At 51.1% G+C, this 24,807-nt stretch carries 34 protein-coding genes; 19 read left to right on the top strand and 15 right to left on the bottom strand.

The window, feature by feature from the left end; translation table 11 throughout:
• Positions 1-12 precede the first annotated feature (12 nt).
• The 5 genes from cheZ to fliE all read right to left on the bottom strand — a co-directional run bounded on the left by cheZ (position 13) and on the right by fliE (position 3,518).
• On the bottom strand, positions 13-657 hold the full coding sequence (cheZ, locus tag HF650_RS18420; RefSeq protein ID WP_187799831.1) for a protein phosphatase CheZ: 645 nt from the start codon (positions 655-657) through the stop codon (positions 13-15).
• Between the two features lie 3 nt (positions 658-660).
• Complete coding sequence (gene cheY / locus HF650_RS18415) at positions 661-1,050, bottom strand: chemotaxis response regulator CheY (RefSeq protein WP_187799830.1); 390 nt, start codon at positions 1,048-1,050, stop codon at positions 661-663.
• Positions 1,051-1,096: 46 nt separating this feature from the next.
• The gene (locus tag HF650_RS18410; RefSeq protein ID WP_187799829.1) at positions 1,097-2,143 is read right to left on the bottom strand and encodes a chemotaxis response regulator protein-glutamate methylesterase; all 1,047 of its coding nucleotides are present in this window, start codon (positions 2,141-2,143) and stop codon (positions 1,097-1,099) included.
• A 5-nt stretch (positions 2,144-2,148) separates the two neighbouring features.
• Positions 2,149-3,006, bottom strand: coding sequence for a CheR family methyltransferase (locus tag HF650_RS18405; RefSeq protein ID WP_187799828.1), 858 nt, complete (start codon positions 3,004-3,006; stop codon positions 2,149-2,151).
• Between the two features lie 176 nt (positions 3,007-3,182).
• Complete coding sequence (gene fliE, locus HF650_RS18400) at positions 3,183-3,518, bottom strand: flagellar hook-basal body complex protein FliE (protein WP_187799827.1); 336 nt, start codon at positions 3,516-3,518, stop codon at positions 3,183-3,185.
• 241 nt (positions 3,519-3,759) lie between these two features.
• Between fliE and fliF the strand changes: the two genes are divergently transcribed.
• The 14 genes from fliF (at position 3,760) to HF650_RS18330 (ending at position 15,159) form a co-directional block, all read left to right on the top strand.
• Positions 3,760-5,454, top strand: a complete 1,695-nt coding sequence (gene fliF, locus HF650_RS18395; RefSeq protein WP_187799826.1) for a flagellar basal-body MS-ring/collar protein FliF — start codon at positions 3,760-3,762, stop codon at positions 5,452-5,454.
• Entirely contained in the window at positions 5,451-6,437 is a 987-nt protein-coding gene (gene fliG, locus HF650_RS18390; protein ID WP_187799825.1) for a flagellar motor switch protein FliG, read from the top strand. Before fliF ends, fliG begins: the two co-directional genes overlap by 4 nt.
• Positions 6,424-7,137: a flagellar assembly protein FliH gene (locus HF650_RS18385; RefSeq protein WP_187799824.1), complete on the top strand. Its 714-nt coding sequence runs from the start codon at positions 6,424-6,426 to the stop codon at positions 7,135-7,137. Before fliG ends, HF650_RS18385 begins: the two co-directional genes overlap by 14 nt.
• Positions 7,134-8,501 carry a flagellar protein export ATPase FliI gene (gene fliI, locus HF650_RS18380; RefSeq protein ID WP_187799823.1) on the top strand — a complete coding sequence of 456 codons (1,368 nt, stop codon included), beginning with the start codon at positions 7,134-7,136 and terminating at the stop codon, positions 8,499-8,501. Before HF650_RS18385 ends, fliI begins: the two co-directional genes overlap by 4 nt.
• 12 nt (positions 8,502-8,513) lie before the next feature.
• Positions 8,514-8,960, top strand: coding sequence for a flagellar export protein FliJ (gene fliJ, locus HF650_RS18375; RefSeq protein ID WP_223284210.1), 447 nt, complete (start codon positions 8,514-8,516; stop codon positions 8,958-8,960).
• A gap of 1 nt (position 8,961) precedes the next feature.
• Entirely contained in the window at positions 8,962-10,185 is a 1,224-nt protein-coding gene (locus HF650_RS18370; RefSeq protein WP_187799822.1) for a flagellar hook-length control protein FliK, read from the top strand.
• A gap of 154 nt (positions 10,186-10,339) precedes the next feature.
• Positions 10,340-10,843 carry a flagellar basal body-associated FliL family protein gene (locus HF650_RS18365; RefSeq protein ID WP_187799821.1) on the top strand — a complete coding sequence of 168 codons (504 nt, stop codon included), beginning with the start codon at positions 10,340-10,342 and terminating at the stop codon, positions 10,841-10,843.
• Positions 10,844-10,848: 5 nt separating this feature from the next.
• Entirely contained in the window at positions 10,849-11,850 is a 1,002-nt protein-coding gene (gene fliM, locus HF650_RS18360) for a flagellar motor switch protein FliM (RefSeq protein WP_187799820.1), read from the top strand.
• A 7-nt stretch (positions 11,851-11,857) separates the two neighbouring features.
• The gene (fliN, locus tag HF650_RS18355; protein WP_187799819.1) at positions 11,858-12,259 is read left to right on the top strand and encodes a flagellar motor switch protein FliN; all 402 of its coding nucleotides are present in this window, start codon (positions 11,858-11,860) and stop codon (positions 12,257-12,259) included.
• A complete protein-coding gene (gene fliO / locus HF650_RS18350; RefSeq protein ID WP_187799818.1) occupies positions 12,259-12,660 on the top strand; it encodes a flagellar biosynthetic protein FliO in 402 nt (133 codons plus the stop codon). The genes fliN and fliO overlap by 1 nt, the downstream gene beginning before the upstream one ends.
• Positions 12,661-12,739: 79 nt before the next feature.
• Positions 12,740-13,420, top strand: coding sequence for a flagellar type III secretion system pore protein FliP (gene fliP / locus HF650_RS18345; RefSeq protein WP_223284340.1), 681 nt, complete (start codon positions 12,740-12,742; stop codon positions 13,418-13,420).
• 13 nt (positions 13,421-13,433) lie between these two features.
• A complete protein-coding gene (fliQ, locus tag HF650_RS18340; protein WP_187799817.1) occupies positions 13,434-13,703 on the top strand; it encodes a flagellar biosynthesis protein FliQ in 270 nt (89 codons plus the stop codon).
• A gap of 2 nt (positions 13,704-13,705) precedes the next feature.
• Positions 13,706-14,485 carry a flagellar biosynthetic protein FliR gene (gene fliR / locus HF650_RS18335; protein WP_042712436.1) on the top strand — a complete coding sequence of 260 codons (780 nt, stop codon included), beginning with the start codon at positions 13,706-13,708 and terminating at the stop codon, positions 14,483-14,485.
• A 74-nt stretch (positions 14,486-14,559) separates the two neighbouring features.
• On the top strand, positions 14,560-15,159 hold the full coding sequence (locus HF650_RS18330) for a LuxR C-terminal-related transcriptional regulator (protein WP_187799816.1): 600 nt from the start codon (positions 14,560-14,562) through the stop codon (positions 15,157-15,159).
• A 107-nt stretch (positions 15,160-15,266) separates the two neighbouring features.
• On the opposite strand, the gene flhC is transcribed toward HF650_RS18330, so the two are convergent.
• Positions 15,267-15,824 carry a flagellar transcriptional regulator FlhC gene (gene flhC / locus HF650_RS18325; RefSeq protein ID WP_187802753.1) on the bottom strand — a complete coding sequence of 186 codons (558 nt, stop codon included), beginning with the start codon at positions 15,822-15,824 and terminating at the stop codon, positions 15,267-15,269.
• Positions 15,825-15,838: 14 nt separating this feature from the next.
• Positions 15,839-16,186, bottom strand: coding sequence for a flagellar transcriptional regulator FlhD (flhD, locus tag HF650_RS18320; protein ID WP_187799815.1), 348 nt, complete (start codon positions 16,184-16,186; stop codon positions 15,839-15,841).
• 599 nt (positions 16,187-16,785) lie between these two features.
• On the opposite strand from flhD, the gene HF650_RS18315 reads away from it, so the two are divergent.
• The 3 genes from HF650_RS18315 (at position 16,786) to HF650_RS18305 (ending at position 18,722) form a co-directional block, all read left to right on the top strand.
• Positions 16,786-17,919: a CocE/NonD family hydrolase gene (locus HF650_RS18315; RefSeq protein ID WP_223284339.1), complete on the top strand. Its 1,134-nt coding sequence runs from the start codon at positions 16,786-16,788 to the stop codon at positions 17,917-17,919.
• A gap of 18 nt (positions 17,920-17,937) precedes the next feature.
• Positions 17,938-18,120, top strand: a complete 183-nt coding sequence (locus HF650_RS18310; RefSeq protein ID WP_042712430.1) for a hypothetical protein — start codon at positions 17,938-17,940, stop codon at positions 18,118-18,120.
• Positions 18,121-18,455: 335 nt separating this feature from the next.
• Entirely contained in the window at positions 18,456-18,722 is a 267-nt protein-coding gene (locus HF650_RS18305; RefSeq protein WP_223284209.1) for a SymE family type I addiction module toxin, read from the top strand.
• 131 nt (positions 18,723-18,853) lie between these two features.
• Here HF650_RS18305 and HF650_RS18300 read toward each other — a convergent pair whose 3' ends face one another.
• From HF650_RS18300 to HF650_RS18275, 6 genes are all read right to left on the bottom strand, one after another.
• Positions 18,854-19,216, bottom strand: a complete 363-nt coding sequence (locus HF650_RS18300; protein WP_223284208.1) for a hypothetical protein — start codon at positions 19,214-19,216, stop codon at positions 18,854-18,856.
• 245 nt (positions 19,217-19,461) lie between these two features.
• A complete protein-coding gene (locus HF650_RS18295) occupies positions 19,462-19,824 on the bottom strand; it encodes a hypothetical protein (RefSeq protein ID WP_187799812.1) in 363 nt (120 codons plus the stop codon).
• 59 nt (positions 19,825-19,883) lie between these two features.
• Positions 19,884-20,246: a hypothetical protein gene (locus HF650_RS18290; RefSeq protein WP_223284207.1), complete on the bottom strand. Its 363-nt coding sequence runs from the start codon at positions 20,244-20,246 to the stop codon at positions 19,884-19,886.
• 62 nt (positions 20,247-20,308) lie between these two features.
• Positions 20,309-20,671: a hypothetical protein gene (locus HF650_RS18285; RefSeq protein WP_223284206.1), complete on the bottom strand. Its 363-nt coding sequence runs from the start codon at positions 20,669-20,671 to the stop codon at positions 20,309-20,311.
• Between the two features lie 242 nt (positions 20,672-20,913).
• Positions 20,914-21,276, bottom strand: coding sequence for a hypothetical protein (locus HF650_RS18280; protein WP_223284205.1), 363 nt, complete (start codon positions 21,274-21,276; stop codon positions 20,914-20,916).
• A 465-nt stretch (positions 21,277-21,741) separates the two neighbouring features.
• The gene (locus HF650_RS18275) at positions 21,742-22,140 is read right to left on the bottom strand and encodes a hypothetical protein (protein ID WP_187799811.1); all 399 of its coding nucleotides are present in this window, start codon (positions 22,138-22,140) and stop codon (positions 21,742-21,744) included.
• A gap of 134 nt (positions 22,141-22,274) precedes the next feature.
• On the opposite strand from HF650_RS18275, the gene HF650_RS18270 reads away from it, so the two are divergent.
• Together HF650_RS18270 and HF650_RS18265 are read left to right on the top strand one after the other, a co-directional pair.
• Positions 22,275-22,856, top strand: coding sequence for a glycoside hydrolase family 19 protein (locus HF650_RS18270; RefSeq protein ID WP_223284204.1), 582 nt, complete (start codon positions 22,275-22,277; stop codon positions 22,854-22,856).
• A complete protein-coding gene (locus HF650_RS18265) occupies positions 22,853-23,188 on the top strand; it encodes a hypothetical protein (protein ID WP_187799810.1) in 336 nt (111 codons plus the stop codon). The genes HF650_RS18270 and HF650_RS18265 overlap by 4 nt, the downstream gene beginning before the upstream one ends.
• A gap of 131 nt (positions 23,189-23,319) precedes the next feature.
• Here HF650_RS18265 and HF650_RS18260 read toward each other — a convergent pair whose 3' ends face one another.
• Together HF650_RS18260 and HF650_RS25370 are read right to left on the bottom strand one after the other, a co-directional pair.
• Positions 23,320-23,766, bottom strand: coding sequence for a DUF943 family protein (locus tag HF650_RS18260; protein ID WP_187799809.1), 447 nt, complete (start codon positions 23,764-23,766; stop codon positions 23,320-23,322).
• Positions 23,767-24,478: 712 nt separating this feature from the next.
• Positions 24,479-24,712: a hypothetical protein gene (locus HF650_RS25370; RefSeq protein ID WP_223284203.1), complete on the bottom strand. Its 234-nt coding sequence runs from the start codon at positions 24,710-24,712 to the stop codon at positions 24,479-24,481.
• Between the last annotated feature and the right edge of the window lie 95 nt (positions 24,713-24,807).

Here is a 24,807-nt window from a genome sequence, read left to right as displayed (position 1 = left end):
GCACCCGCTGCCTTAAAAGCCCAGCGAATCAAGCAGGTCATCGACCTGGTCTTGCGTCGCCATTACACCAGCTTTGTTGCTGTCGACCTGCGGGCCATTGACCAGCGTCACCGCATCCTCTTTCTCGCGCTTCTCCTGCGGCACATCAGGCACGTACTCCAGCAACACCTGGATTAACTCTGTCTCGACCGTTTCAATCAGCGACATCATGCGGCGAATCACCTGGCCGGTTAGATCCTGGAAGTCCTGCGCCATCATGATTTCCATCAGATGCTCATCGGTTTTGCGTGCCGCCTGCGGTGCTTGCGTCAGGTAGCCCCGGGTCGCGGTGACTAATTCCCGGGCATCGGCGAGTTCCACGGGTGCGGCAAACCAGGCATCCCAACGAGCCGCCAGCTGTTCACCGTTATTAACGATCGACTCCTGCTGTGGGCGCGCCTCTTCCACACAGGTGAGCACGCGCTCGGCGGCCTGCGCGGTTTTGCCTACCACATAGTTCAACCGTTCACGGGTATCCGGAATGGCATCGGCTGCTTCGATAATGGTGCGATCGAGTCCTAAGTCGACCAGGCTATCGCGTAGCAGGCGCGCCAGCTGTCCGACCCGGGAAAAGATGCCTTTGAAATCCTCTTCAGGTTGCGTATTTTCCGCCGTCATGAGTTACCAGCCGATCTTTTCAAAAATTTTGTTCAGCTTCTCTTCAAGCGTTGCTGCGGTGAACGGTTTCACCACGTAACCGCTGGCACCGGCCTGCGCGGCGGCGATGATGTTCTCTTTCTTTGCTTCAGCGGTTACCATCAGCACTGGCATGGTTTTCAAATTCGCATCGTTACGAATCTCGGTCAGCAGCTGTAGGCCATCCATGTTGGGCATGTTCCAGTCGCTGATCACAAAGTCGAAAGCGTCAGCGCGCAGTTTATTCAGCGCATCCAGGCCATCTTCCGCCTCTTCAACGCGGTTAAAGCCCAAGTCTTTCAAAAGGTTGCGCACAATGCGTCGCATGGTGGCGAAGTCATCGACAACTAAAAAACGTAAGTTCTTGTCGGCCATCTCTATTTCCTAAACTCATTAAGTGGAACGGGTAGTGGGGTGGTGTTTAAATTCTGCGCGCCTGATCGGCCGAGTGGTTCAGAATGTGCTGGCTAATCTGGTTCAGATCGACCGTTTCACAGGCGGCGCCAAGGGCGATCGCTTCGCGCGGCATACCAAAGACCACACAGCTTCGTTCGCTCTGTGCGATGGTCCAGGCCCCGGCTTCACGCATCGCCAGCAGGCCGGCGGCACCGTCGCTGCCCATGCCGGTTAAAATGGCCCCGACAGCGTTTTTCCCCGCGCAGCGCGCGACGGAGTGAAAGAGCGCATCGACCGACGGGCGATGGCGGTTGATGGGCGTGTCATCACTCAATTTGATGTGATAGTTCGCTCCGCTGCGCGTCAGCTCCATATGGAAACCGCCTGGCGCAATATAAACATGGCCGGGCAGGACACGGTCGCCCTCTTCAGCCTCCTGCACCGACATCTGACATAGCTGGTCGAGCCGCCTGGCGAAGGAGCGGGTAAAACCGCCCGGCATATGCTGAGCAATCACGATGCCAGGGCTGGTGGCGGGCATCGGCACCAGCAGTTGGCGCAGCGCCTCGGTGCCACCGGTCGATGAGCCAATGGCGATAATCTTTTCGCTGCCAATCAGCGGGCCGTGCGCAATGCGTCCGGGCAGCGGTTTACCGTCGCGGCGGGCCACTCGCGCTTTCGCCGCCATACGGATTTTGTCGACAATCATCTCGCTGTAGTGCGCCATGCCGTCCTGCAGACCGGTCTCCGGCTTGGTAATAAAATCAACCGCGCCCAGCTCCAGCGCGCTGAGGGTAATATCCGAGCCCCGGCTGGTCAGCGATGAGAGCATCACCACTGGCATCGGGCGCAGACGCATCAGGCGCTCAAGAAAATCGAGACCATCCATGCGCGGCATTTCGACATCCAGCGTTAATACATCCGGATTGTGCTTCTTGATCAGATCGCGGGCGATAATGGGATCGAGGGCGGTCGCTACCATTTCCATATCCGGTTGTTCATTGACGATGCGCGTCATGATTTTGCGAATCAGCGACGAGTCATCAATGCAGAGCACCTTAATCTTTTTCATCCTTCTCACTCCGCGAGGCGATAGACGGACTGTCCGAGCAAACGAAATGGACTGTTCATATTTTGAAAATGTTCAGAGTGACCCACAAACAGCAGCCCGCCTGGCTTAAGCATTTTCGCGAAGCGCTGAAGCAGCTTCTCCTGGGTGTTCTGATCGAAATAAATCATCACGTTGCGGCAAAAAATCGCATCGAAAGGGGCGGGAAGATCCCACTGGCTTTCGATAAGGTTGAGCTGGCGAAACTGCACGCAGTTGCGCATTTCGCTTTTGATTTTCACCATATTTGCCTGCTCACCTGTGCCGCGTAAAAACCAGCTTTTTTTCTGCTGTTCGCTCAGATTGTTGATATCCGCCAGCCGATAAACGCCCTGTACCGCTCTCGCCAGCACATCGGTGTCGATATCGGTCGCCAATACGCGCGGCCCGCTGATACTGCGGCCTAACGCTGCTTCCAGCGTCATGGCGATCGACCAGGGCTCTTCGCCGGTCGAGGCCGCCGCACACCAGACGCTGTAGATCCCCGTGCGCGACTGGGCATGTTTCGCCAGCGTCGGAAAGTGGTAAGCCTCACGAAAAAAGGAGGTCAAATTGGTGGTCAGGGCGTTAATAAACTCCTGCCACTCGCAGCTGGTGGGGTTATCTACCAGCAGCGCAATGTAGTCGTCGAACCTGCGCATGTTCAGCTCGCGCAGGCGACGGGAGAGGCGGTTAAACACCATGTCTTTTTTTTGCGGCGTCAGCACAATGCCCGCGCGCTGGTAAATCAACGCGCTGATTTTTTCTAATTCATAGCCGCTCAGCGTTCCCGGAGTGGGCGAGGCGCTTTCGGCAGATGAAAATCTATTTTTCTGGCTCGTTGTCATAAGTGTTGGTTTAAACCCACAGGTTTTTTGAACGCACATTGCTGGTGACGCTAAAATGAATCACCGGCGATATGCCGGCTATTTTATTAACAGTCATAAAACAGCCGGACTTATTCGGCCGTGGAAAATAGCAGCACTATTTTCGCGTTAATCGAGAATAAGATATTGCTTAGGTGTTATACCGGCATGCTCATTATTTCCTGATAGGCGCTAACGAGTTTATTTCTCACCTGTACACCCAGGTTTAACGCCACCGACGATTTTTGAATCGAGACCATCACATCATTCAGGCCGATCCCCTCAACACCAGAGAGATAAGCCTGTGACTGTTGCTTAGCAGAGGTCTGCATTTCGCTAATATTGTTAATGCTGTTAAGTAAAATATTAGAAAATTGTGAACTATTTTCTGTTTTGCGCGCTGAGTTAAAAGGATTTAACGCGCTGATATCTGAGACTTGTCTGGCCTGCGACTGAATCTGATCCAATACGCCGCCCAATGTATTCATCGACATAAAAATGACCTTAAGAGTTATTGGCCGCAAGCTTACCATGTGGTCTGAAAAACAACATAATGTGAATAGCTGACACAAATTTCACCTTATTACCACTTAGAAAAATGGGCTTTCTGTAGATAATACGCATCCGGGAATTTTCCTGAGAAATACATTTGCGTTTATTAATTGCATACCAGATGAGCCGAGCCGTAATTATTTTTATTTTTAATTCCGGCATTCACTTTTACAGGACATTGGCATGACTGCCACAATCACCGGTAGTAAAAAGAAAGGCATTGTCGATGTAAAGGCAGTGCTCGAAAATATTCGGGCTAACCCCCGCATCCTCTTTTTTGTCGCGGCTGCGGCCGCTATTTCTATTGTTATTGCGCTGATGTTCTGGGCAAAAGAACCAGACTACCGCGTGCTCTATAGCAATATTAGCGAAGAGGATGGCGGTGCGGTTGTTACCCAACTGAAACAGATGCAGGTGCCGTACCGTTTTGCCGAGCATGACGGCTCCATCGAGATCCCGTCTGAGCAGATCTACGAAGTGCGTCTCAAACTGGCGCAGCAAGGGTTGCCGAAGGGCGGCTCGGTCGGTTTTGAACTGCTGGACCAGGAGAAGTTTGGTATCAGCCAGTTCAACGAGCAGGTCAATTTCCAGCGCGCGCTGGAGGGCGAGCTGTCACGCACCATCGAAACTCTGGGGCCAGTACGCTCGGCGCGCGTCCACCTGGCGATGCCGAAGCCGTCGCTCTTTTTGCAGGATCGCAAAGAGCCTTCCGCTTCGGTGACGCTGAATCTGATTAACGGCAGAACCCTCGATTCCGGGCAGGTGAGTGCCATTACTTTCATGATCTCCAGCGCTGTGCCGGGACTGAGCGCCGATCGGGTAACAATTGTCGATCAGAGCGGCCACATGATGTCGCAAAACGGCGCGCAGGCTACCCAGACCACGCAGCTGCAATATGTGCGCAAGATGGAGTCCGATTATCAGCGCCGCATTCAGGCAATCCTCGCACCGATTGTCGGCACGCAGAACGTCAGAACCCAGGTGACCGCGCAGGTGGACTTCACCCAGCATGAGCAGACGGCGGAGCAGTATCAGCCGAACAGCCGCCCGGAAAATATGGCGATTCGCAGCCGTCAGAGCAGTAACAACGAGCAGGGCGGTAAAAATGCAGTCGGCGGCGTGCCGGGCGCGTTAAGCAACCAGCCACCGGCCCCGGTCTCCACGCCGATTGAAGATCCTGCGGCGCAGCAGGCTAACCGGCAGGGCGGCGCAAATGGCAATAACGCGGCGGCCGCAGCGGCTCCCGCACAAGCCCTGACACCGTACAACAAGCAGAGCGATGAGACCACCAACTACGAGGTGGATAAAACCCTGACCCACATTAAGCGCAACACCGGCGTGCTTGAGCGCCTCTCCGTTGCCGTGGTGGTGAACTATATGCCGGGCAAAGATGGCAAACCGGTCGCACTCAACAAGGCGCAGCTGGATCAGATCAATGCGCTGGTGAAAGAGGTGATGGGCTTCTCAGACAAACGCGGCGACACGCTGAATGTCGTCAATACCCTCTTTACCGACCAGCAAGAGGAAGCACCTGTTCCGCTGTGGAAACAGCCTGAATTTATCAAGCTGATGCTCTCCGGCGCGCGCTATCTGTTTGTGGCGCTGATCGCCTGGATCCTCTGGCGCAAGGCGGTGCAACCCTTCTGGATCCGCCATCAGGAGATGCTGATCCAGCGTCTGGAGATGGAGAAAGAGGTGCGCCAGGCGGAGCTGGATGAGCAGGTGCGTAAACGCCAGAGCGCGGAGACCGCCAAAGCGCAGCAGCGCGTCGAAACCGAACAACAGGCGCAGCACCTGCGTGAAATGGCTGACCAGGAGCCGCAGGTCATCGCGCTGGTGATACGCCAATGGCTAAATAAGGAGCAGAAGTCGTCATGAACGCCGCCGAGAAAAGCGCCATCGTCATGCTGACCCTCGGTGACGAGCGTGCAGCCGAAGTCTTTAAGCACCTGAATACCCATGAAGTAACCATGATCAGTAGCGCCATGGTCTCGATGGGCACCTATACCCACGATCAGCTGGCGGTGGTGATGAAGGAGTTCCGCCGCGACTCCGGCGAATTTGCGGTGCTGGATGTCAACACGAATGAATATCTGCGCAGCGTGCTGGTAAAAGCCCTGGGCGAAGAGCGTGCCAATAGCCTGCTTGAAGATCTGCTGGAGGCCAACGATGAGCGTAACGGTATCGAAACGCTTAACTTTATGGAGCCGCAGATGGTCTTCGATCTCATCCGTGATGAGCATCCGCAGATTATCGCCACCATTCTTGTGCATCTGAAACGCAGCCAGGCAGCCGATCTGCTGGCGAAATTCGATGAGCGCGAACGCAATGACATTCTGCTGCGTATCGCCACCTTCGGCGGCGTGCAGCCGGTGGCGCTGCAGGAGCTAACGGAAGTGCTCAACAACCTGCTGCATGGTCAGAATATCAAGCGCAACAAGATGGGCGGTGTGCGTCCGGCGGCGGAGATCCTCAACCTGATGAAATCTCACCAGGAAGATGCAGCGATCGAAGCGGTACGCGAATACGACCAGGAGCTGGCGCAGAAAATTATCGACGAGATGTTCCTCTTCGAGAACCTGGTCGATATGGAAGATCGCAGCATCCAGCGCATCCTGCAGGATATCGACAACGAGTCGCTGATCGTCGCGCTGAAAGGCGTGGACGACGCGTTGCGCGACAAGTTCTTCCGCAATATGTCCAAACGTCAGGCCGACATTATGCGTGACGATTTGAACTCCCGTGGCCCTGTGCGTATGTCGCAGGTCGAAAACGAACAGAAAGCGATCCTGCTGGTGGTGCGTCGCCTGGCGGAGACCGGCGAGATTGTGATTGGTGGAGGCGACGATGCCTACGTCTAAGACTCAGTGGCACGCCTGGCGGCCTGAAAATCTGCTCGACGACGCGTTAAGTAGCGAACCCGATCTGCGCAATGCCGTGCCTGCCAGCGATCCGGCGAGTGAAGCGGCGCTGCAAATTGAACTCTCCCGCCTGCGCAAACAGGCCGAGCAGAAAGGGTTTACCCAGGGCCAGACGCGTGGCGTGGAAGAGGGGACAAAGCTCGGCTACGCAAAGGGCTTTGAAGAGGGGCGCGAAGCGGGCATTGCGAAAGGAGTGGCCGAATACCGCCAGTTACAGCAGAGCCAGGCGCAGGAGTTTGCGCAGCTGATTGATAACGTCAAAATTACCCTTGATAGCCTCGACAGCGTGATGCCGGCGCGGCTGGTGCAGGTGGCGCTGATGGCGGCGCGCAGCCTGCTGGGTGAAAGCGTGGTCTCTACCACCACCAATGCCTGGCTGCTGACCCGCATTCAGCAACTGTTGCAGGAGGACACCAAACAGCTGGGCCAGATAAAGTTGTGGATCAGCCCGGAGGAGTCTGCCGCGGTACAGGAGCAACTTGGCGAGGTGCTACACGCCCGCGGTTGGGAGCTCTGCACCGATGCACAAATGCTGCCGGGTGGCTGCCGCCTGACCACCGACGGCGGCGAACTTGACGCCACCACCGAAACCCGCTGGAACGAACTCTGCACCCTGAGCAGGGAGGAGTTCTCCTTATGACCGCGCGGTTAAAGACATGGCTTGATGGCGTCGATCTGCGCGAGAAGCGTATGGCGACGCTGCCGCTGTTTCGCCGCTACGGCCGCCTGACCCGCGCCACCGGCCTGGTGATGGAAGCCGTCGGCCTGAAGCCGCCCATCGGCACGCTCTGTATTGTCGAGTGTGAAAGTGAAGAGGGGATCCAGCGGGTCGAGAGCGAAGTGGTCGGCTTTAACGGCGAGATCCTCTACCTGATGCCCCTTGAAAACGTTGAAGGTGTGCTGCCGGGCGCGCGGGTTTACGCGCTGGGCAACAACACCAAAGGCAAGCTGTTGCCGCTGGGGCCAGAGCTGCTGGGGCGCGTACTGGATGCCAGCGCCCGCCCGCTCGACGGCCTGCCGCCACCGAACACCAGCGATCGCGGGCCGCTCTTTACGCCACCCTTTAACCCGTTGCAGCGCGATCCGATTAAAAACGTGCTCGATGTCGGCGTGCGCGCCATTAATGGCCTGCTCACCGTCGGACGCGGGCAGCGTATGGGCCTGTTTGCCGGCTCCGGCGTCGGTAAAAGCGTGCTGCTGGGGATGATGGCGCGCTTTACTAAAGCGGATGTGATTGTCGTCGGCCTGATTGGCGAGCGTGGCCGCGAAGTGAAAGATTTTATCGAGAACATTCTTGGCAAAGAGGGGCTTAAACGCTCGGTGGTGATCGCCGCCCCGGCCGATGTGTCGCCGATTTTGCGCATGCAGGGCGCGGTCTACGCCACACGTCTGGCGGAGGATTTCCGCGATCGCGGCCTCAACGTGCTGCTAATTATGGACTCCCTGACCCGCTACGCGATGGCGCAGCGTGAAATCGCGCTGGCGATTGGCGAACCGCCCGCTACCAAAGGCTATCCGCCCTCGGTGTTTGCCAAACTGCCCGCGCTGGTGGAGCGCGCCGGGAACGGCATTAAAGGCGGCGGTTCGATCACCGCCTTTTACACCGTGTTGACGGAAGGGGACGATCAGCAGGATCCGATAGCCGACTCGGCGCGCGCGATCCTCGACGGTCACGTGGTGCTCTCGCGGCGTCTGGCGGAGTCTGGCCACTATCCGGCGATCGATATCGAAGCGTCGATCAGCCGTGCGATGACCGAACTTATCGATCCGGTGCACTACAAAAAGGTGCAGCGCTTTAAGCAGATGCTCTCTTCGTATCAGCGCAACCGCGATCTGGTGAGCGTGGGGGCTTATGCCGCCGGCAGCGATCCGCTGCTTGATCGGGCGATTGCTCTCTATCCAAAAATGGAGGCCTATCTGCATCAGGGCATTCATGAGGCCTGTGAGTATGGCGACTCCTTCAGCGGACTGTCGGCGCTCTTTCCACCGGACAATAACGCGTAATGTGAAGGTGAAATGATGGCGAGCCAAAACCCGATGGATCTCCTGCGCGAGTTGGCAGAGAAGAAACTGAACGACACTACCACCCGTCTCGGTTCGGCGCGCCAGACCCACCTTAATGAAACCGCACGACTCGACCAGCTCAAAACCTATGCGCAAGAGTATCGCGAGCAGATGCAGTCGACGATTGTCGATCAAGGCGTATCCATTATGGCGCTACAGGCGCACCAGCACTTTTTGACCTCACTGGATGGTGTCGTGGCGCAACAAGTCAGGAGAGTATCTGCCAGTCAGCACACGGTGGATAACGTGCAGGAAGCATGGAGAAAAGATAAGCAGCGGCTGAATGCTTTCGAAGCACTGAAAAACCGTGCCGACGCACAGCGACTATTAAAAGAGAACCGACTGGAACAGAAGATGATGGATGAGTTCGCCCGTCGCGCCAGTCAAAGGAATAAATAAGATGATTATCCAACATTCGCTCCCGGCCTCGCCCGTTGACGCTGGACGTCAGACGGCTTCCGCGTCTCCGGCGCAGGAAGAGGGGCACTTCGCTGGCGAACTGAAAAAACTGCTCTCATCAGGGGAGACGCAAGATACCCGGCAGAGTGGCGCGCCGCAGGAGAAGGTGAAAAAGCCTGCTGATAAAAAAGCGCAGCTTGTCGACGCCACGCCTGCGATAGCAACGTTACCTGCCGACCCGCTTACCCAGGCGGCGACAAACCTGGCGATGCCGCTTGATGTCTCCGCCGCCACAGCGGATGCACTGCTGGCGCAGGGCGTGCAGACAGCGCAGGCCGATCTGGCGGCACTGTCGCAGGTGAGTGCCGACCCGACACTGGCTGCCGCCGTACCGGCAAGCCCGCTGCTCGCTGCGGCGCTGCCGGTTGAGCCGCAGGCTGACGATCCGCTAGCCCAGGTAAATTTCACCGCCGTGCTGGATGAGCAAAAGCCGACCCAGGATCTGCCTGCCGGTGTTAAGCCACAGCCGACACGGCCCGAGGCACAACCCGCAATGCCGTTAGCGGAGAGTGCCGTTGAGGGTAAAGCGCCATCGTTAACCTCTGCTGACAGCAGCGCCCTGGCGACTTCACCTGCGGCGGCCCCCCTCAGCGAGAGCCTGACGCAGGCGCTGCATAACTTAAAAAGTGCCGAGCCGGTTGCCACGCCGCATAGCGTCGCCCAGGCTACGCCAGTGACAGCGACCGCTCCTGCTACCGCAATCGCCACCTCCACCGTTGCTACCGCCACGCTCCAGGCGGAAGTAGGGACCCCGGCCTGGCAGCAATCTTTAGGGCAGCAGATTGCCGTCTTTAGCCGTAACGGCATGCATCACGCCGAGCTGCGTCTGCACCCCGAAGAGCTGGGCGCGCTACAGGTGAGCCTGCGGGTGAGTAACGACCAGGCGCAGGTGCATTTTGTCTCCGAGAGCCACCACGTTCGCGCGGCGCTGGAGTCGGCAATGCCGACCCTGCGCACCATGCTTGAGGAGTCTGGTATTTCGCTTGGGCAGAGCAGCGTCGGCGCGGAGACCTCCTCTTCGGCAGGAGATGCCCACTCCGGTCACGCCTCTGGACAAGGAAAGTCTGAGAGTGAGCGGGGCGATTTAAGTGTTTCCTCCGATGAAGAGCGCCCGGTGGACACTCGTGTCAGGCATTATTCGCACGGAATCAACACCTTCGCTTAATAGGCGGGCGTGAACTGGCAAGGTGCTGACACTAATTTCAGTTTTTCAATGAATTGTCCTGGATGGGTGCTGTATTAAAATAACGGCATTCCATCAGGTCATTCGCCAGTCGCGTGATTGTTGATTTAATTTTTACTACAGAGTTATCCATCAAATGCCGAAGAAAAAACATGCTGCGCAAGGCGGAAAAAAAAGCCCGCTGTTAATTTTACTCATTCTATTCGTTATTCTGGGTGTCTGCGCAATTGGCGCTTATGCCTATGTCGAAATCAGTAAATTAAAAAATCAGGTCACACATATTAATGGCGGTAAATCATCCGCCACACCGGTAGTAGAGGCTGCGCCGGTTTATATGGATCTCGATACCTTTACCGTTAGCCTGAAACCTGATGCGCATGACAGTGACCGTATTCTTTATATCGGTCTGACGTTGAAGGTAGTTAATGCTGAAACAAAAACGGTGCTGGAAAAACATTTGCCGGAAATTCGTAGCCATTTACTGGTGCTTTTTTCTCAACAAACTGCGGCTGAATTAACTAACGATCAGGCGAAAGCGCTGCTTGCGGCAAAAACCAAAGATGCGGTTAACGCATCACTTCCAGGCCTGCATAAACCGATGGTAACAAACGTTCTGTTTAATGCATTTATCTTACGGTAATCATAATGTCGGACAGTATTTTATCCCAGGATGAGATCGACAATCTTCTGAATGGCGGTCCCAGCAGTAGTGAAAATAGTGCGCCGGCCGCCCCCGCATCGCCAGAAGATAATATTAAGCCTTACGATCCAAATACGCAGCGTCGTGTTGTCCGTGAACGTTTATATTCGCTAGAGATTATCAACGAACGCTTTGCGCGCCAGTTTCGCATCGGCTTATTTAATATTTTGCGTCGTAGCCCGGATGTCACCGCAGGGAATATTAAGATTCAGCCGTACCATGAGTTTGCGCGTAACCTGCCGGTCATGACCAGTCTGAACCTGATGAACATGAATCCGTTACGCGGTACGGCGCTCTTCGTCTTCTCGCCGAATCTGGTCTTTACGGCGGTGGATAACCTGTTTGGCGGTGATGGACGTTTCCCCACTAAGGCGGACGGACGCGAATTTACCCCAACCGAGCAGCGTATTATTCAGCGCATGTTAGCGATGGCGTGCGAGGCCTATGACTATGCATGGACCTCAATTTTTAAAATTAAAACTGAGTTTGTGCGTTCTGAGTTACAGGTGAAATTTACTAATATCACCTCCTCGCCAAACGATATTGTAGTGACTACCCCTTTTCAGGTGGATATTGGCTCGCATAGCGGTGAGTTACAAATTTGTATTCCGTTTAGCATTATTGAGCCAATTCGCGAACTGTTGACCAATCCACCGCTGGAAAACTCCCAGCATGAAAATAATCAATGGCGTAGTTCCTTAGCGACGCAGATGCGCGATACCGAACTGGAGTTGGTGGTGAAATTTGCGGAGATCTCCACCCGTCTCTCAAGGATTATGAAGCTAAAACCGGATGACATTATTCCGCTGGATAAGCCCGAGCAGCTTGGTGGATTTGTTAATGATGTGCCGGTGATGACCGGGAAATATGGTAGTGCGAATAATCAATATGCCATCCAGATTGATGCATTACAGAATTCAACATTGTTAGGTTTAAAGAAGGAGTAATTGTCGTATGAGCGATATGGAACATGATTCAGGCTCAAATAAGTCTTCGCTCGGCGACCTCTGGGGCGACGCGATGAGCGAACAGTTGTCCAGCGATAATAGTGCCGAGGTGCATTCTGAGGCGGATGATGTAATGGTGAGTTTATCTGAAGATTTAAATCTGGTGCTTGATATCCCGGTGAAGATGACCGTGGAATTAGGCCGCACCAAAATGACGATCAAAGAGTTATTGCGATTAAGCCCAGGCTCCATTGTTTCACTGGATGGCCTGGCGGGCGAGCCGCTTGATATTTTGATCAATGGTTATTTAATCGCGCAGGGCGAGGTGGTAGTGGTCTCCGATAAGTTCGGCATTCGTATTACCGACATTATTACCCCGTCTGAGCGCATGCATCGTTTGAGCAGATAATGAATACGCAGTCGCTTAATGCTGTTCAGCCCGTCTCCGCAGCGCCGGCAATGGCGCCTGTAGGCACCGGCAATATTATCGGCGCGCTGGCGCTGGTGATCCTGTTAATGGCGGCCATCGCCTGGATCGCCCGCCGCACGGGCGTCGCTACGCGAATGGTGAAGGGACATAACATTCTTAGTGTTAAACACACCCAGTCAATCGGTGCGCGCGAGCGCCTGGTGGTGGTCGAAGTGGAGGACAAATGGCTGCTGCTGGGCGTGACGCAGGACAATATCACTAACCTGATGACGATGGAGAAGCGGGCTGACGTTGAAGAGAACAAAGCCGCGTCGTTCTTTCCGACTTTCCAGAGCGCGTTAGTGAACTGCATTGCCCGGCGCAAAAGTGAGAGCAAATAAGATGAAACGTAACGCTCGCCTGCTGATGCCTCTGTGCGGCGTTGGCCTGGCGCTCGCCGGATGGCTATTCCCGGCCCAGATGGCGCTGGCGGCCAACAATGACATTCTGCTCTCCCACTCGGCAAACGGCGAGAGCTGGTCGCTGCCGGTCCAGACCCTGGTACTGCTGACATCGCTCACCTTTTTGCCCGCCATCCTGCTGATGATGACCGGCTTTACCCGCATCGTGATTGTGCTGGGGCTGCTGCGCAGCGCGCTCGGCACGGCAAGCACGCCGCCCAACCAGGTGCTGCTGGGGCTGGCGCTCTTTTTGACCTTCTTCGTGATGTCGCCGGTGCTGAACCGGGTCTATGACGAAGCCTGGGTGCCGCTCTCTCAGGACAAGATCTCTATGGAGGTTGCCATTGAGAAGGGCTCCCAGCCGCTGCGTGCCTTCATGCTGAAGCAGACGCGTGAAGGGGATCTGGCGCTCTTCTCCCGTATCGCCAACGCGGGCGACTTCGCTAATGCCGACGCGGTGCCGATGAGCATCCTGGTGCCTGCGTTTGTTACCAGCGAGCTGAAAACCGGCTTCCAGATTGGCTTCACGCTGTTTATTCCGTTTCTCATTATTGACCTGGTGGTCGCCAGCATTCTGATGGCGCTGGGGATGATGATGGTACCGCCAGCGACGATTTCGCTGCCCTTCAAGCTGATGTTGTTTGTACTGGTGGATGGCTGGCAGCTGATTATCGGTTCCCTCGCGCAGAGCTTCTTTTAGCAAGAGAGTAAAAATGACACCTGAAAGTGTAATGTCGCTGGGGTTCCAGGCCACCAAAGTGGGGCTGATGATCGCCACCCCGCTGCTGCTAGCCGCCCTGGCCGCTGGCCTGCTGGTCAGCATTCTGCAGGCTTCGACGCAGATCAACGAAATGACCCTGTCGTTTATTCCCAAGATCCTGACGCTGGTGGTGGTACTTATCGCCTGCGGCCCGTGGATGTTAACCACGCTGGTTGACTACATGCGCGGGCTTTTTACCACCTTGCCGTACCTTATTCGCTAACTATGTTTACGCTCTCGCTGGTTCACCTCTATGACAACGTAAACCAGTACTTCTGGCCCTGCCTGCGCATGCTGGCGCTGTTCGGCGCCGCGCCGATTTTCAGCGAGAAGCCGCTCAGCGCCCGCTTCAAAGTAGCGCTGGGGCTGTTAACCGCTTTTCTTATTGCGCCGCAGCTGCCCGCCAGCAACATTGCCATCGCCTCGCTGGATGGCTTCTGGGCCTGCTGCCAGCAGCTGATTATCGGCATCGCCATTGGCCTTTCCGTGCAGCTGATTTTTGTCGCCGTGCGCCACGCGGGCGAGATTATCGGTATGCAGATGGGGCTCTCCTTTGCCATGGTTTACGATCCTGCCGGCGGCCCGAGTATGCCGGTGGTCGCGCGCCTGTTAAACCTCTTTGTCACGCTGCTATTTCTCACTTTTGATGGCCATCTCTATATGCTGGAAGTGCTGGCCAGCAGTTTCACCGCGTTTCCGATCAACGCCGCACCGTTGGGTGCAAACGGCTTTATGGCGATGGTCAGCGCCGGGGAGATGATCTTCCGTTACGGCATGATGCTCGGCTTGCCGGTTATCACTCTGCTGCTGTGCCTCAACCTGACCATGGGACTGCTCAACCGCCTGTCGCCGCAGCTCTCCATTTTCGTCATTGGTTTTCCGATTTCGTTGACCGTCGGCATGGTTGCCATGTCGCTGGTGATGTTCACGCTGGCTCCCTTCTTCGAAAATATGATGGGCGGCATTTTTGATCGCCTGTTCGTGATCCTTACGGGGTTCAGATAGCTATGAAGGGAGTTTTTTTTCCACGCTTTTTTCACGTTTCGTCACCGGAGGTGACGTTTGCCAGGGAAGGGGTTATGAGCCTGAAATCCTCCGTCAGTACCGCTAATGTTTTGATTTACAGTGAAGATCACTTTTCCGCGATGGGATTGATCACGCTGATAAAGCTCTATCGCCCCAACTTACGCGTCAGCTATATCAACAGCCTTGAGGAGGCGAGCCGGGCGGCGGGGAGTAAGCTGCGCATTCTGGTGGCGGTGGCAACCCAGGCCACCAACCTGATGTCGTTGATGCAGACCACCCACTATTTGCGCGAGCTAAAAGAGGAGTTGCCCTGCCTGCTGCTGTGTGAGGATTTCGATCCCGTGCTGCCCGCGCTGTTGCCGGATATGCTGCGGCTGAGCCTTAACGCGCCGATCCGCACGGTATTTGAGTCGATTACCGGCCTGATGTCGAAAAAGCGCGCGAAGCAGCAGGATCTCACAGTGTTGCCGCTGCTGACGCACCGCCAGCGCGAAGTGTTATGCCTGCTGGCATCCGGCTCCAGCGCACAGGAGGTCTCCTCCACGCTCGGCATCAGCCTGAAAACTGCCTATGTTCACCGGCGCGATATCTTAACGCGTCTCAATATTGGGCCGAGCTACTATCGCGGCGTCTTTACTGGTCGCCTGACGTAAATTCCCGGGTGTAGAAACAGGAAAGCCCCGGGAGTCGCACGTTGGCTGACTCGTCGGGGCTTTCATTGATAACCCGCCGCTGCGGCGCCTGTTGCCAGGCGCGCGGCTTATTGCAGGGTTGTCATGGTGCCGGCAGCGAAATCGAGCTGCGGGCTTTTTTTCATCGCCCGTGAAGGCGGTACACAGAGACTACAGGTAAAACCGTTAAACATATGCTCTGGCGTGCTGACAAAATTGCCACCGCAGCAGTCGCACTGGGTCTGTTTCAGCATGCCACCCTCCATAAAACGCAGCAGCGTCCATGCGCGGGTCAGCCCCAGCACCGGCTCCTCATCCGCCTGTGCCAGACCGTGTTCCAGATAGATACGGTAGGCTTTAATCATCAGCTCTACAGAGCGACCTTTTTCCGCTCTCTGCAAATAGCAGTAAATATTGTAGAAGATTGACGAGTGAATATTCTGCTCCCACGACATATACCAGTCAGCGGAGAATGGTAGCATCCCTTTCGGCGGCGAATCGCCTTTCAACTCTTTATAAAGTTTTAACAGACGACGGCGGCTTAAATTGGTTTCACTCTCGAGAACCTGCATCCTCGCACCAAACTGAATTAACTCCATCGCGATTTGCGCGTCTTTAATTTCAGACATGATGCTTTTTTCTTCCAGCATTATCTCGCTCATTACGCTGCCTCGTCGCCGTTATTATCAACCGTGTTAAGCAGATTGCTCGACAGAATAATCCCGGTATGCAGACGTTGCAGCGCATCGATCCGGGAATCTTTTGTCAGGCAGTTAATCACTACATCATCATCGATACGCAGGCGGCTGATCAGCTGCCCGGTAGAGGCGAGTTTAATCAGTTGCGGCAGCGATAAGTGGCTTAGCGTCTCCAGCGTGGCATCGTTCAGGCCAAGGCGGAAACCGGCGGCAATCTTATCTTCACGGATCAAACGCTGAGCCAGTAATAAATAGGAGAGGTTCAGATCCTGAATAGACTGCATCTGTTCTTCAAAATTGTATTCGTTCATAAGTTGCTCCCGTAACACCACACCGGATGCGGTATTACTATTATTTGAAAATAAATATGCGAGCAACCACTGTATTTCGATAAAAATAAGCTAACTGATAAAAGAAAATTGATGCTGTTACAGTGCAGGCGATGGTTTTTATTCCTGCATTAGTTTGTCTTTAAGTTGTTCCTTAAGACGGGAATAAGATTACACATTTGACTTAATTCAAACAATCGCCTAAATGCGGAAAAAAGCGGATCATTGCCGTTCCGCTTTTATTGTTTCTGGTTGATCGCTTTATTTTCAATATGTTGCATTAATATTGCCTGTGTATTTACTTTAATTACATAATCGAAGCCGTTGAAATGAAAAAGATTCTCCTTTTCAGAAAGTTGTTATCTTATTGAATTATCTGATCTACAGAAAATATATTATGTACCTGCGCCTGTGTATTTGATGGGGCAATAAGTCATGTGGTAACGCATTAAATAAACACCTTATGTGGGGTTTTTACCGGAGCAGACAATGTTTTTCCCGGTAAAGCGAGGATACTCTCTCACCCGGCGGTAATTTGTTAACCAGGAGCGTCAGGAATGCGTGCAGCGATCGCGTTAGCCATGTTGTTGTACGGATCTTTGCCCGCCTGGGCGGATAATTCCCCTGCGCCGGAAAACCAGCAGATTGCGGGCCTGATCCGCACGCCGCTAATGCTGCCGGTGACGCTTGAGAATGGTCAGCCTGCGCTGCTGGAGGCGTTTGTTACCCGTCCGGCGAACAATGCCCCTGCGCCAGTTGCGCTGATTACCAACGGCACGGCGGACACTGCCAGCTTTGACCGCTTTGTGATGAACCCCAATCGCTATGCCTCGACGGCAATTGCTTTCGCCCGCCACGGCTATGCGGCGGTGGTTGTGCTGCGCCAGGGGTATGGGCAGTCGAGCGGGGCGGCGGAGTATGCGGGCGGCTCGTGCGCGCAGCCGCATCATCAACTGGCGGGTGAGCGTGACCGCGACACTTTGCTGGCGGCGCTGAAGGCGATTCGTCAGCAGCCGTGGGCGTCGCCAAAGCAGGCGGTGCTGGTGGGGATGTCCTCCGGCGGTTTCGCCATGCTGGCGACCAGCGCGGCCAACCCGCCCGGCGTGCAGGCAATAATTAACTTTGACGGCGGGCGCGGTGCGCTGGATGGCAAATCTTTCTGCGACCAGCCCGGTTTGCTGAAGGCGCTTACTGATTACGGTAAGAGAACCACGATTCCGTCGCTGTGGCTCTATGCCGCCAACGACCGCGCCTTTCCCCCGGCGGCGGCGAAAGTGATGTTCAGCGCTTACCAGAAAGACGGTGCGCCTGCGACGTTCGTCGCGATGCCGGCATTTGGAGAGAATGGCCATACCTTTATGGACTCGGCTCCCGAGACGTTCTGGTGGAAGCCGGTCGCAAACTTCTTACAGCAGCAGGCGCTGCCTTATCAACCCATTGCAGAACTGCCGCAGACGCAACTTCCTGTGCCGTCGGTACTGAATGACGAAGGGCGCAAGGCGTTTCAGGAATATGCTGCATCGCAACGTTATGAAAAGGCGTTCGCCATCGACGCGCAGGGAGACTGGGGTGTTTCTTACTGGGCGAGGACGCGCGATGAGGCGGCGGAGAGCGCGCTCGGCTACTGCGCAAAGCAGCAGGAAGCTGGCAAGGCGGGATGCCACCTCTACACTATTAATAATGAGGTTGTACCTGAACAGACCGTGCAACGTTAGTGAAAATCAGGAGGAACGATGAGACCACCGATGACCGATGACGAAATCACGTTACTGAAAGCGGACCTCGATAAGCTGGGAGAGAGCCAGCTGGTGGGGATTGAGGCCTATGAGGCGCTGCATCTGTTGGAGATCCGCAGGATGACGGCGAAGCTGGAGCATATTAAGCGGCTGCTGGGGAGCGAAGAGAACGAAGTGTAACGCCAGGCGGGTTCCCTGAAGTTTTGCGAGAAGGGTTCCAGTTTCGAATCAACGCGCTACTATAGAGCGGTTTTCCCTTGCCGATTGTAGGGTTTTCTTTTTATTGTTTGGGCGCGCCTGCCTCAGCAGGCGTCGGGATTGACCTCCTGAAAACCTCATCGGCAACGGAGCTGTTCTGTTGTGCGTTCGGTTACCTCTCAATGGTGGGCCGGACGGGGGCGTCGCGAGACGCGCCGGTATCCGATGGGCCGGTAAGGTCAACACCGTTCAGCCCGCCTCCCATGAGTTTGACCTCTCTGGTGGCGGAGATCATGACTGCCATTGGAGAATATCTTATGACGAAAATCCTCACCAAAACCCAGCGCCACTGTATTGTTGGCTACCGCCCGAACCGCGGTGACACCAGCACACCCGCCCTGCAATTGAAAGGCAAATGGCTGCGCGAAGCAGGCTTTGAAACCGGCGTGCATGTCACGGTGCAGATATCGAAAGGCTGCATCGTACTGCTCCCTGATAACGACACCGTGCATGAACTGCGTGTGCAGCTGGAACAGGCCAGGGCGGTGATTGATTGCGTAAGGGAAGGGGTGAGGGGTGTTTAGGGTTGGGGGGTATTTTGTTTAATGGTTTTGAAGGCCTGATTGACGGTAGCCTGGTAACCCGAACCTAATCAAAAGGGGCGGTAAGCGCCCCTGAGTAGATTCTGATTTATGTGCTAATAGATGGTATGGGCTTAATTGCGCAGGCTTTCATCATATACATCGATTTTGCTGTAATTAGGATCTTTGCGGTAATAAACGATCGGCACTTCTTTAGCGACTTGATCTTTAATGAGATCCAGCGTGTTGATATTTAAGGACTGTTTCTCTTTTGTGTAGACTTTATTATCGACTGTAAAACTGTAAGTTATTGTAATGTCTACTTTTCCCATATCGTCAGGCCTTCCGGGAACGTAGCTATCAATTTTGGCTTTGATATAAACAGGATCTTTTTTAATCTTCAGATAGAGATAGTAACCTTCAAGTAAATAGATAATAAAATACCCGATGAGAAGTGTAGGCCCGATTATTGCGATTATCCATGAGTACTTCGACATTATCCCAATCAGCTTTTGTTAGAATTGATCGCGCAATTATATATGAGCGGATGAATATCTGCTACAAAATAAGTTATAAATAACTGAAAAGTATGCGGCACTAATCAATTGTCAAAGTGCTGCTATCAAATAGATTGGTGAGGAGGGACACTCGCTCCTGAGTGATGATCGAATAATCAGAATTTCCTTCTGTAGCCGCCAGCTCACTATCTGCGAAAAACTGTTATCTAATTATTCGCCAGTAATTAGTTGCGCAGGCTCTTATCATACACGTCAATCTTGCTGTAGTTAGGATTCTTACGGTAATAGACTATGGGGACTTCTTTGCCTACATAGTATTTGTCTAAATCGAGTGTTTTAATATTTAATGCCTGCTGCTCTTTGATATACGTCTTTTCATCAGCAATAAAACTGTAGGTCATAACAATATCTACCTCACCCATTTCATCAGGAGTTTTTGGCACATAGCTAACGATTTTTGCTTTTGTATAAACCGGATCTTTTTTTATGATTATATATAATAAATATCCTTTTAACATAAGGAAAATGACAAAGCCGATCATTCCATAAAAAACAGACCAGGCTATCCATCCTGAATAGTGCGACATAAATCCTCCTCAGTGCTAAGTAATTTGTAAATTAATTCATTCGCAGTTTAGTTCTCTTTTTAATTACGCAGGCTTTCGTCATATACATCGATTTTGCTGTAATTAGGATCTTTGCGGTAATAAACAATCGGAACCTCTTTGCCTATGTGGTATTTATTGAGATCGAGAGTGTTAATATTTAGTGTCTGCTGCTTTTTAGTATAGCTTACATTATCAGCTAAGAAGCTATAGGTCATAACAATGTCGACGCGACCTTTTTCATTTGGTGCTTTAGGGAAATAGGAAACTATTTTAGCTTTGGTGTAAACCGGATCTTTTTTGATCGTCCGGTGCAGAATATAGCCCTTTACAATAAATAAAATAATGAAGCTACATATAACGGCAGGCCCTATCATCGCGATAATTCCTGAATAGCTGGACATTGAAGACTCCTTTTGAAAATATTTTGTAAATGCTGATTTATATGCTCATAGTAGATGTAAAATTAGTTACGTAAGCTCTCATCATATATATCAATTTTGCAGAAGTTAGGATCCTTACGGTAATAGACGATCGGTACTTCTTTACCGATATGGTCTTTATTAAGATCTCGCGTATCAATCGTTAAGTTTTCTTTTCCTTTTGTGTAGACTATATTGTCAGCCATAAAGGTATAAGTTATTGCAATATCTACCTTTCCCATGTTGTTAGGGCTGCCGGGGATGTAGTTGACAATTTTAGCCTTAACGTAGACCGGATCTTTTTTTATCTTCAGATAGAGACAATACCCTTTCAGGAAGTAAACAATCACGCTCCCGATGAGGAGTGCAGGGCAAATTGCTGCTATTATCCATGAATACTTTGACATCGTCCCAAACTTCTCTTGGCGAAATTAATTGCGTAATTTTAGATGAGATAAAAAATATATTCTACAAATATATTTGAAATGGCAGGAAAGGATGATGGAAAATGAATTTTGAATGTGCCAGTATCAATGAAGTTACATGGAGCGGCAAGCGTTGCGGAGCGACGCTCATATGTTCAGGCGATTCTTCTGACGCCTCCGCCTGATCATAAGCGAAAATGTGTTGTGTAGTTATCCGCGAATAACTATTTATGCAGGCTCTCATCATACACGTCAATTTTACTGTAGTTAGGATTCTTACGGTAATAGACAATTGGGATTTCTTTGCTCACGTAGTATTTTTCAAGATCAAGAGTATTTATATTTAAAGTCTGCTGTTCTTTGCTGTAAGTTTCATCGTTAGCAATAAAACTGTAGGTCATAACAATATCTACTTTGCCCAGTTCATTTGGCGCTTTAGGCACATAGCTGACAATTTTTGCTTTAGTATATACCGGATCTTTTTTTATGATTCTATACAAAAAGTAGCCCTGTAATATATAGAAAACCATAAACCCCATGATGCTATAAAAAAAGAACCATGCTATCCATCCTGAATATTGTGCCATAATTTCTCTCTGCATTAGGTTTTCGAATTAATTCACATGCAATCTTAGCGTTTTTTTATTACACAGGCTTTCTTAGTAAACATCAATTATGCCATAAATAGGCGAACTAAGGTAATAAACAATGGGAATATATTTACCTTCTTGATGTTCATTCAGAACGAGTCTGTAAAGATTTAATGTATGCTGCTTTTTATTATGTTTATACAGAAATGAAACTATGGGTGCTAACATCATTCGCTCTATCTTTCTCATATCGTGTTTTAGTGACTTAAGCCACTACTTCTTTTTTTGTCTAAACCGCATTTACCTATTGCTTGAGCCTTTTCACTATAAATCATTTCAGCTAAAAATGTATTACACGCAGCGATTGTTTTTGCTGGGAATTATAGCACTGAAGGATTTTATTTTGACTCGATTATTATTAATTAAAGGAGATAAATATCTACACTTAAGCATACAGTATTTTCATAGCTCTCTCTGGGAGTATATATCCAGTTCTATAGAGAGCCTGTCTGTTTCACGACGAATATATTTTCGACGCCACTTTGCAAGGAGACGAGCAGGAACGAGACGCTCAGCGAGCGTAGGTTTTTTGGCAAGATACTTCATGACAAGGGTTTTTATCTCTTCTTCAGACCAGCCGTCCATCACTGGCGTAGGATTATAGAGTAGATTTGCTGACAGAGCAGGAGCAACTTGCTCGTCAAGGATCAGGAAGATCTCATCTCTGCACATCCCTGACTCTTTCAACAGCAGAACCATCCATTTGTAATCGTAATCCTGAAGTTCGCGCGCTGTGAAAAGTACCGATAACGCCAGCCAGACAGTGGCACGGTTTGATTGCGCTTTTTCTAATAGCAACATTTCAGTAGCCCTCGTTACCGGTAAACATAAGGATAAGAATCTTCCTGGATTGTAAAGGTAAGTAAAAAATGCCTGCCAAATGTCCAATCACGTTAGGTAAGATGATTATGGGAGATTAAAAAAGGAAAAGGCAAGTGGTTGATATTACTGCAGACATGCTTTGGAATATAGCCAGGCATTACAAACATAAAGAAACCTTGTTAAATTCACAACATTACAATGTCCATGCCATAGCACCACATTTAAATCAATGGTTTACCGTCTATGCGATTAATACTGAATTAAGAGCCGCTCATTTTCTTGCACAGGCTTGTGTAGAAACTGCAAACTTTTCTAGTTTTACTGAGGTTCCAAGAGATGGAGGCAGAGAATATGATGCAGGAACGCGGATTGGTCGTAATTTGGGTAATACAGAAGTAGGTGATGGTCCTAAATTCATTGGGCGCGGGTTATTGCATCTTACAGGTAGGGATAACTATACGAATTTCGGCAGCCAATTTGATAAAGATTACGTAACCGATCCGACTATGGTTGCCAGGAACCCATATGTTGCTGTTAAGGCTGCTTGTTATTACTGGAACCTCAGGCATGTTAATACGGCAGCAGACAGAGATGATGTAAATAAAGTCACACTTCTTGTTAATGGTGGTTATAACGGCCTTGAAGAAAGAAAAAAGGCATTAATAAGAGCAAAGAGAGAGCTTGGAATATTATGAAAATATCAGCCTGCATTATAGCAACATTACTTTTCACGATAAGTTTTTCGTCTTTTGCTGCTGCGAAAAAATCTGATCTAACCTGTAAAACACAAGCAATTACTGAATCGAAGAAACTTTTAGCTTTTTACAGAGACAACGATGACAGGGCAGAAGTTGATAAGGATGTAACTGCACTGGCGAAAATGCAAAACCCGGAAAATAAATCTCAGTATTACGATGTACTCCAGACGTGGGGTTATATCTACAAAGGTAAGTACCGCATGCGATTCATCTTCCTCAATGACTGTACCCTCATGGGCGAAGAAATCTTAGAGTATGCTAATCCGTAGTATCCTCTGTGTATCTTGATTTAACTGGAGCGGTTTTGCCGCTCCTCACCGAAGCGTAATGGAGAAGTTTTCTGCCAAACAGGCTACATACATATCTGTTTTACGCTTTAATGGCCACTGTGCAGCCCTGATTATTGTAATGCGACTTTGCCATCGCTTGTCTGGATATAAATTTTTTCGCCTATGTTTATATATTGCTTGCCATTCAGGTTACCCCTGACAATTATTGCTATATTGTTATATACGCACTTATCATGGTTGCCATTATTATCATTAAAACAAGTATAGTCATCAATAGAACCATCTCTGGTTCCTTTAGGTAATTCTTCATAACCATTAAAGTTCATGATGACAACAGTAAAGTTATACAGTTTATTAATAATGTGATATTTTTCCTGTAATAATTCTTTATTCTTCAACCACCATTTTAATTTACCCTCTGTTGACATTGGTAAGTTTTCTACAAAAACAGCAACCTTATCGACTCTGACGATTTTTGTTGGTTTTACAGCAATCCATATAAAGGATGTAGCTATTAAAATAACTATAATTACTGCACTCTTTTTATAACTCAACACGGGCTTTTCCTGTCAGTATCATAATCGTTTCAGGTTGATGGATGATATCTTAAGCTAAAACGGTTTATGTAAATGGTTCGAATACGGTTTTTCTTAACTTTTCTGACTCACTCTCAAGCTCTGCACGGATGCTGCTACATTTGCCGATGAGTAGCTTTTATTCCTGAGTACACCCATTTACGATTCCCGCTTATTTTTTACTTAAAATTTTGTACGCGCAATACCTTTTGCATACCTTAGGACGACTTTCGTTGAGTTGAATGCTACCGGGACGTGGGAGACTCTTTACCCAGGTCTCCAAAAATCTCAGTTACATGATGAGCAAATTCTTTATGGAACGTAGCAAGGCAGGTTGCCAGCACACACTTTGAAGATGGAACGCAATAATCTGCAGCCCCAGGACAGAATGCTACGGACTGGCGAAGCTTGTCTGACTGCTGCCGTAAAGCTTTATGAGGTGCCTAAAAGGTTCGGATTAATTAGTTGGCATCAGACTTCGCGGGACAAATTGAGGGCACAAAAAAGCCCGCAGGGCTTGCGCCGTGCGGGCTCTTAGGACTTCATCGGATGACTCTGGTAATCACCGATGGAGGATTTTGGGCTGGCGGAGTCTGAATATTTCATGTAATCAATTGAATTGATTTGTTTTTATCGAGTTCAACTTTCCTTGGTATACCTAAGCGTATACCAATCGCTTCGCTTAAGGCTTCTCTCAGAAACATTTTTCCAGCTCAGCGGAAAGCTTCTTTAATTCACCCTGAATGTGTTTACGCTGTTTTAACAGCAACCGTGCAAGAATTACTCGCTCGATAATTGTAGGCTTTTTGCTCATATACTTAGTGACGACTTGTTTGATTTCTTCCTCTGACCAACCGTTCATTACCTGCATTGGGTTATAGAGCAGGTTAGCTTGTACCGCAGGAACAATTCCCCCATCTAAAATCACTAAGATCTCTTCCTAGTTCAGGCCGGGGTCTTTCAGTACATGAACCATCAATTTGTAAACATAGCCCTGAAGTTCGCGCCCTGTTAAAAGTCCCT

Source organism: Kosakonia sp. SMBL-WEM22, from assembly GCF_014490785.1.
Taxonomy (GTDB): domain Bacteria; phylum Pseudomonadota; class Gammaproteobacteria; order Enterobacterales; family Enterobacteriaceae; genus Kosakonia.
Note: the sequence above shows the minus strand (reverse complement) of the source record. Positions and strands in the feature narration are given on the sequence as shown.